Source organism: Alkalibaculum sporogenes (assembly GCF_009362815.1).
In the GTDB taxonomy this organism is placed as follows: Bacteria; Bacillota; Clostridia; order Eubacteriales; family Alkalibacteraceae; genus Alkalibaculum_A; species Alkalibaculum_A sporogenes.
Window position 1 is genome coordinate 1 of sequence record NZ_WHNX01000059.1, and the last position, 8,390, is coordinate 8,390.

Annotated in this window: 8 protein-coding genes; 7 read left to right on the forward strand and 1 reads right to left on the reverse strand. The window is 30.0% G+C overall.

The genetic code is table 11. From position 1 onward, the window contains the following. Positions 1-229 precede the first annotated feature (229 nt). Genes GC105_RS16210 through GC105_RS16220 form a run of 3 tightly spaced genes read left to right on the forward strand, consistent with a single transcriptional unit; the run spans position 230 to position 2,468 of the window. Positions 230-1,579 carry a DUF7305 domain-containing protein gene (locus tag GC105_RS16210; RefSeq protein ID WP_152806923.1) on the forward strand — a complete coding sequence of 450 codons (1,350 nt, stop codon included), beginning with the start codon at positions 230-232 and terminating at the stop codon, positions 1,577-1,579. After that, entirely contained in the window at positions 1,557-1,919 is a 363-nt protein-coding gene (locus tag GC105_RS16215; RefSeq protein ID WP_152806925.1) for a prepilin-type N-terminal cleavage/methylation domain-containing protein, read from the forward strand. Before GC105_RS16210 ends, GC105_RS16215 begins: the two co-directional genes overlap by 23 nt. A gap of 27 nt (positions 1,920-1,946) precedes the next feature. Next, positions 1,947-2,468, forward strand: a complete 522-nt coding sequence (locus GC105_RS16220) for a hypothetical protein (protein WP_152806927.1) — start codon at positions 1,947-1,949, stop codon at positions 2,466-2,468. Between the two features lie 143 nt (positions 2,469-2,611). Here the strand turns inward: GC105_RS16220 and GC105_RS16225 are convergent, their stop codons facing one another. After that, entirely contained in the window at positions 2,612-4,069 is a 1,458-nt protein-coding gene (locus GC105_RS16225) for an aminoacyl-histidine dipeptidase (RefSeq protein ID WP_152806929.1), read from the reverse strand. 378 nt (positions 4,070-4,447) lie between these two features. Here GC105_RS16225 and GC105_RS16230 point away from each other — a divergent pair, with 378 nt between their 5' ends. The 4 genes from GC105_RS16230 to GC105_RS16245 all read left to right on the forward strand — a co-directional run bounded on the left by GC105_RS16230 (position 4,448) and on the right by GC105_RS16245 (position 8,203). Then, the gene (locus tag GC105_RS16230; RefSeq protein ID WP_152806931.1) at positions 4,448-4,933 is read left to right on the forward strand and encodes a VanZ family protein; all 486 of its coding nucleotides are present in this window, start codon (positions 4,448-4,450) and stop codon (positions 4,931-4,933) included. A gap of 49 nt (positions 4,934-4,982) precedes the next feature. Next, positions 4,983-6,356: a DNA repair protein RadA gene (gene radA / locus GC105_RS16235; RefSeq protein ID WP_152806933.1), complete on the forward strand. Its 1,374-nt coding sequence runs from the start codon at positions 4,983-4,985 to the stop codon at positions 6,354-6,356. A 173-nt stretch (positions 6,357-6,529) separates the two neighbouring features. Next, positions 6,530-7,006, forward strand: coding sequence for a CarD family transcriptional regulator (locus tag GC105_RS16240; protein ID WP_152806935.1), 477 nt, complete (start codon positions 6,530-6,532; stop codon positions 7,004-7,006). Between the two features lie 99 nt (positions 7,007-7,105). Then, positions 7,106-8,203: a PIN/TRAM domain-containing protein gene (locus GC105_RS16245; protein ID WP_152806937.1), complete on the forward strand. Its 1,098-nt coding sequence runs from the start codon at positions 7,106-7,108 to the stop codon at positions 8,201-8,203. Positions 8,204-8,390 lie beyond the last annotated feature (187 nt).

Here is an 8,390-nt window from a genome sequence, read left to right on the forward strand (position 1 = left end):
AAACGTTAGTATTTATATATTTAAAAATGTTCGAATATAATACTCAGTAATAAAGAAAAAGTTATAGCTTATTGCTATAACTCTATAGTACTAGGGGCGAACTTTGTTCGCCCATTTTTAAAATAAAATTTGACAAAGAAATAATAATAAGCGCATGTATATATTTTTGTATACGTGTGCTTATTTTGTTGATAAAATAGGTAAGGATACGTAAAGGTGGGTGACGTGCTTGAAGAAGGTTGATAAGAACGAAAGTGGTATGATATTAGTTACAGTAATTATCATTGGAGCTATCCTTATTATACTCGGTACAGCTTTATTATCGACAGGAGTAATGGAAGTAAGAAGTGGTAATTATTATGAAAATAGTACTCAAGCTTATTATGTTGCTAAAGCTGGTGCAGATATATTGGCAAGGAAAATTATAGATAAAGATATTGTAATCACAGATTATCCAGTAACTTTCACTGGAAGTATTGAAGATGATTACTATACGATTGATATTTCAAAACAAGGTCAAGATATAATTATTAAATCCATCGGAGACAGAAAGGGTATCCAAAAAGAAATTAAGTTATATTTACTAGAAAATATTGAAACGACGACAAAATACGATTTTGATATGGCTATATTTTCAGACAACAATATTAACCTAACTGGTGGTGCTGCGATAATTGGTAATATTGGAACTAATTCTATTAACCATAGTGCTATAAAAATCGATGGAGGAGCTAGTGTTACTGGTACTGTTTTTGTAGGAGCAGGCGCTGATGTAAATCAGGTAATAAATATACCAAATTGGATGACTAAACCAAATAGCAATAATCTATCAGAGAAGCGGAATTATCAAATGCCAGTAATGCCAATAGTTCCAACTGGGCTTTCAACTCCAGAAAATGATATTAAGAATTACGGAGGTACTGATTTTGTATCTGGTATAAAAGATGGTGTTATGCAGGTCAGCGGAAGTATTAATTATGATTTTAAGATGGATTCCGATGTATACTTTAGCCAGATTAATTTACTTAGTAATAAAGTTATATCCATCGACGTAGGTAATCAAGATAGAGTTATAGTTGTCGACACCCTTAATGCGTCTAATGGAGAGATATATATTAATGGAACGGGTAGTTTATCAATATATGTAAAAAACACATTTAATTTAGGTTCTTCATATATAAACTGGGATGGGTCTAATTTGTCACCTAAGAAGTTAAATGTCTTCTACTATGGAAACGATAGTGTTGTGTTTGCAAGTGACAGCAAGTTCTGCGGTAAATTTCAATCTAATTTATCACCCTTAACATTTTCTGGTGGAGGTAACTTAAATGGTACAATTATTAGCTCTACACCTGGAAAGATTATCGTATCTGGAGGACATGATGCGTATACCAATGTATTATATGCACCTGAAGCTTTAGTCAATATTGGAGGAGGCGGAAATTTCAAAGGTAGTATCATATGCAAAAACATGGATGCATCAGGTGGTGGAGTAGTAACGTATAAAGACCCTAACACGGTTAGTATACCGGTTAATGTAGGAGGTAGTATTAGTTATGAAAAAAGACACTACCAGTGATTGTGGATTTACACTTATAGAACTAATAATATCAATAGCAATTATATCTGTTTTATTAATTACAGGTGTATATATGTTGTCTACAACTCTTACTCTAATTAAAAATGAAGGTGGAGATACAGAGCTGTTATATCAGGCACAAGATGCCATGGAAAAATTAACAAGTGGACAAATTTCAGATCTTAATGAGTACCCTAAGTTATTACTACTAGTTAATGATGCAGAAACTATGATTTTTAAAGATGATAGTGACAATTCATTTAATATTATAGGAAAATATTACATTATAAAAGAGCAAAATACCTCAAAAATTATAATAAGATCTTTCGTACCAAATTAATAATATTAAAGAATTGATGGTGAACATATGATAATAAAGAACAATTGTAAAGGTATTACTGTAGTAGAATTGATTATTGTAGTTGCCTTGATTATAGTAGTATTGACAATTGCTTTTAATGCATTATTCGTATCTAAAAAGTCATTTGATATAGGTTTAGATAAGGCAACGCTACAACAAAATGCAAGGGTTATTGCGAATCAGGTGACAGAGCGGTTGAAATTTGCAAAGAGTATTTCTCATATGCCAATACTGACAGGTGAAGACTATTATAAAATATCTCTTCAGGATAATACTACTACAGGCTTCAAAGATATGGTAGTAGAGAAATATAATTCAGCTGGTGGAGTTGTATACAAAGAAGTGATTGATGGTTTTATTAACGAGCTGACATTTACTACTTATGGTCTAGAAAGCCAAGTTGTAAACTTTGTATTAAATGTGAATACAGGTATAACCGAATTTACTATAAATTCCGCAGTTAAAATAGTAAATACTAAGGCAAATATATCAAATTCAAATTATATATATTATTGTTTGTACGATTAAACCTATTAAATATGGCAATTTTCTTTTGATCATAATACGAAGCTATATATGAATTTTTTTAAATTAAAAATTATCTTTCTTAAAAAAAGAAGCAACTTTAATTTTAGTAGCTTCTCTCTTATATATATTAGAATTGGATATTATTATTCGATAGTTCGAAGTATTTCCAACAAAAAGTTCCATGTCTTTTCTATAGAAGAAATACTGATGTGTTCCTGTGGTGTATGGACATCGTAAATATTTGGACCAAAAGAGATAATATCTAACCTAGGTATTTTTTCTTTAAATATACCACATTCTACTCCTGCATGTATTGCAACAATATTAGGGTCTTCTCCAAATAATCTTTGATAAGACTTTACTGCATGTTTGCGTAGTGCTGAATCTGCATCATAAGCCCATCCTGGATAAGAGCTATCTGAACTAAAAGCAATATTGACAGTGTCAGCTATTGATTTACATACATTAATAATATAATTTTGTTTTGAGTTTACATTACTTCTAGCAGAAGAAGTTATAGTTAGTAGTTTATCATCTGTCTCTATAACTGCCATATTTATAGAACTTTCTACTAATCCATCAATTTCTGAGCTCATACTAAGAACACCATTTGGAAGGATCATCATAAGATGAATAATTTTATCAGTTGTGTCTTTAGAATAACATTTTTCACAGTTATCGCTAACGAAATTGTAGTTAATTGCAATTCCAGGGTCCGAGATTGCATACTCTCCACCTAAATTACGCTGTGCTAATCTCATTATCAGCGAAAAGTTTTCTCTTTCTGTTTTATCTACTAATATAGTGGCTTCTGCCTCTCTTGGTATGGCATTGTCTTTTGAACCACCTGAAATTTCAATTATGTGAATTTTCATTTCTTTTTTTATTGAATATAGTACTCTTGCGAGGAGCTTATTGGCGTTGGCTCTATTTAGGTTAATATCCATACCTGAATGACCACCTCTTAGACCTGTAATAGAGATATTGTAACAAGAAAAATCAACAGGACGTTTTACCTTTTGTAGGGGAACCTTATGATGTAGTCTTACACCGCCAGCACAACTAGATAAAATTTCAGTATCATCTTCAGAATCTAAGTTAATAAGGAATTTACCTTCTAATTTTGATGTGTCAAGATTCATTGCCCCAGCTAATCCAGTTTCCTCTTCTACTGTAAAAACAGCTTCTATCTTTGGATGGGATATATCTTTTGAATCTAACAAAGCTAATATCATAGCTACTGCGATTCCATTATCTGCACCGAGTGTGGTATTTTCAGCATATATGTGATCATCTATAATTTTTAGTTTTATACCTTCTGTTAAAAAGTCATGGAGGGTGTCTTTGTTTTTTTCCCACACCATATCCATATGACCTTGAAGGATAACTGTAGTGGCATCTTCAAAACCTGGTGTGCAATTTTTCTTTATTAATATATTATGATAGCTATCTTGATATACTTCTAAATCTCTATTTTTAGAAAATTGGAACAAATAGTCACTTATAGCTTTTTCTTTTCCAGAACCTCTAGGTATTTGAGAAATCTCATAAAAATATTTCAACACATTGTTAGGCTCGTGATTATTAAATAAATCTGACATTAGTAATCTCCTTTTTAAGTTGTTAGGTAGTATTATTGTGAATAGTATGCAAAGTGATGATGATTGTGATAATCTATTCTTAATTAAATTAAAATATATTTCATTATATTATACATTATATATTATTAACAAAGCTTATTTAAACCTGAATTAAAAAAAACTGTTATAATTTAACGGATAATGTAGTTAAGTATATTTAATTAGTATACATAGTTGGATAAAGTATATCCACATAAGTATGTATTTTATATGAAGTGTTTGAAGAATTACCAAAATGTTAAGGGGATTTTTTATTGTATAAAAGAGTAATATAGATAAATGATTATTCGTGCATCTTTAAACAAAAACTAACTTTAAGGCTTGGAAAGGGGATTTATAATGACGCAAAAAAATAAAGTTGTAATTTTATCAATGATATATATTACTGGTGTTGTCTTCCTCACATTAATTCCCTTTAATAATAGTGTAGATTACGATATCAACTATAATCTTACACTCTTTGATAGTATTAACAATTACATAAAACATATGAAAAATTTTGGCTTAGTAGATTATAATGCTATGAAGTATTTTCCTTTTAATTTACTTCGATTTATTAACTCTATATTTACTGTATCTTTTAAAAATGTGTTAGGTAATATAGTAATGTTTTTACCTTTTGGAATTTTTATGACATACTTAATAAAATATAAAAAGTTTATTTCTGTACTAGTCTATAGTATGTCATTTTCAATTTTTATCGAAGTTATGCAGTATTTTTTCTTAACAAGTCGTAGAGCAGATATAGATGATGTACTGTTAAATACATTTGGTGCAATTATAGGTTATGTCATATACATAGTAATGAAAAAACTAAAGAGATAGTTAGAAAAAAATAAGAAATTAGCTTAATATCAGAAAGGTTGTTAAATGTATGAAATCTAAAACGGTATACATATGTTCTAATTGTGGCAATGAATCACCGAAATGGCAGGGACTTTGCCAAAACTGTGATGAGTGGAATACTTTTGAGGAACAAACAAAAATCAAAGAAACTATCTCCAGAAATTACGATAGACCTAGAAAAGAAATCATTAAATTATCTGATGTTACATCGTCAAACAGTGAAAGGATAATAACAGGGATTAATGAATTCGATCGAGTTATGGGTGGAGGTATTGTAAAAGATTCTTTAACAATTATTACTGCAAAACCAGGTGCCGGTAAATCAACGCTACTACTGCAGGTAGCTCAAGATTTATGTCTAAAAGGCCGAAAAGTAATTTATGCATCTGGAGAAGAGAGCGAAAGTCAAATTAAAAGTAGATCAACAAGAATTTTTGATAAGGCTAGCGAAAATTTATGGGTGTTCTGTGACAATAGTCTAAATAGTGTAATCTATCATGTGAATAAAGTAAATCCAGATTTAGTAATATTAGATAGTATACAGACTTTTCAGATCGACGAGATTAAGGAATCTAAAGCAGGATCTCCAACACAGACAATGGAATGTGCAAATGAATTGTTAAAATTAGCAAAAAATCCTGAAAGGCCAAGGGCTATAATAATCGTTGGTCAAATGACCAAAAAGGATGAAATGGCAGGACTTAGGGCATTAGAACATTTAGTAGATACAGTTCTAGTAATTGAAGGTGATAGTGATGAAGAACTTAGAGGATTATCTGTTACGAAAAATAGGTTTGGAAGTACTTGGGAAAGGGGGTTTTTCTCAATGACAGAACGTGGAATGATTTCTATCGACAATCCGTCTCAATATTTTATGACAAAAAGGGAAGATGAGAAATCAGTTTCTGGAAGTGCAATTACGGTAATAAGAGATGGATCTAGGCCTATAATTGTAGAAGTTGAGAGCCTAGTATCAGCAAGCTTTACGCCTTTTCCCTCAAGAATATGCGAGTGTTTAGGCAAAGACCAGTTAAATACATTACTATCTATATTAGAACAACGTGGAGGTGTAAAATTATATGATAAAAATGTGGTATTAAAAACTACTGGTGGACTAAAACTAAAGGAACAATCGGTAAACTTAGCAATAATAATGTGTATTGTGTCATCAGTTTATGACAAACCCATTAGTAATGACTGTGCGTTTATCTCAGATGTAGGGTTAACAGGGGAACTTAAGAAGGTGCCAGCCCTAGAATCTAGAATTAGAGAATTAGATAGAATGGGTTTTAACAAAGTTTATATAGCTAAGGGTGCATTGGGAAAGAATGTGAAATTTAAAGATATTCAGGTAGTTGAGAAAAATACTTTGATAGAAATAATTCATACAGTACTAAAATAGTTTATGATCAAGAACTATCAAAAGTTGAACTCATTAAAAATGAAGCATTGAGTTGCAATATTCAATTGACATCAGTTACATACTGTGTTAAAATATTTTATTTTGACATCACACCCGCTCTGTATTATAATAGTAATAAGGCTTTAATGTTATGTTAAAGGGGAGGTTTATAAATGTTTGTAATTGGTGATAAGATTGTTTATCCTATGCATGGTGCTGGTATTATAGAAGATATAGAAGAAAAGAAAATTTTAGGAGATACAGCTTCGTATTATGTTTTAAAATTACCTATAGGCAATATGAAACTGATGATTCCAGTAAATAATTATAAAGAATTAGGATTAAGAGATATTGTAGATGAAAAGACTATTGATGAAGTAGTAGAAATACTGAAAAAAGGTCAAGATGAAGAAGAAATAAACTGGAATAAACGTTACAGAAAAAATATGGAAAAAATAAAAACTGGAGATATAGGTTTAGTAGCAGGGGTTGTAAGAAACTTATACTTACTAGATGAAGAAAAGGGACTCTCCACAGGTGAAAAAAAGATGCTTAATAACGCTAAACAAATACTAGTCAGTGAATTTGTTTTAGTTAAAAATATCGACAAAGAAGAAGCGGAAGAATTTATATTAAAAAATATAAAATAGACGTACGTCTATTTTTTTTTCAAGTATTTAAGAAATAATTAATAATTATTTGTTATAATATTCCTAATAGGGTAAATGTGTTTAAAAGGAGGTGGAAAAATGGTTGTAAAGATAACTAAATGGATTTTTGCATTATTAGGTACTGCATTAGGATATCAGTTGACGAGAACATTGTTGAATATAGATGGTGTAAACAATTATATTACTTCAATGATTGAGATGCCATATACATTATTAATATATGTTATTGGTGGAATATTATTAGGGTTTGTATTTTATTTATTATCTCCATACTTTATAAATCTAGGGATAAAAATTGGATTAATAATTGAAGCTTCTATTTCAAAATTAACATTTAATGAAATACTTACTTCTACATTTGGGCTTATAATTGGACTTATAATAGCTGCATTAGTTTCAATCCCAATTAGCCGGATTACATCAGCAATTTCTCAGATTCTTATTGTTTTAATATATATATTTTTTGGATACTTAGGGATATCTATTGCCAATAAAAATGCAGATATATTTAATGTAGTGTTAAACAGAAGTCCAAAAGATCAAAAACCAAAGACGAAAAATATTAAACTTTATAAAATACTAGATACTAGTGTGATTATAGATGGAAGAATTTTTGATATATGCAGGACTGCATTTATAGAGGGAACAATTGTCATTCCTAGATTTGTATTAGTTGAGTTACAATATATTGCTGATTCTTCTGATTCACTTAAAAGAAACAGGGGAAGAAGAGGCCTAGATATTTTAAATAAGATTCAAAAAGAGTTGCCAATAGAAGTAATGATTTCCGAAAAGGATTTTCCTGATGTTCAAGAGGTCGATGCAAAATTACTTAAATTAGCTCAAGAAATGAAAGGTAAAGTAGTAACTAATGATTATAATTTGAATAAAGTTGCGGAATTTCAAGGTGTTGAAGTATTAAACATAAATGAACTTGCAAATGCTGTAAAACCAGTAGTGCTACCAGGAGAACAAATGGTAGTAAATGTAATAAAAGATGGTAAAGAATCAGGTCAAGGTGTTGCTTACTTAGATGATGGTACGATGATTGTTGTTGAAAATGGCAAAAAATATGTTAGTGAAACTATAGAAGTAACAGTAACAAGTATATTACAGACAGCTGCTGGAAGAATGATATTTGCTAAGCCAAATAAAATTGTTAGTAAAACTAATTAATTGAATAAAGTTAAAAAGATGAAAAAAGGGGCTGTTGCAATAGCATTTTAAAAAACTGCTATTGTGCAGCCTATTTTTTACATTTTTATGGTAGTGTAATAAATTTTGTGTCTATGGTAAAAAATAACTCTTTAATGGCAAGAATTTAGATATGAATTCAAACCAGTAAGGAGTTTTTTAATATGGG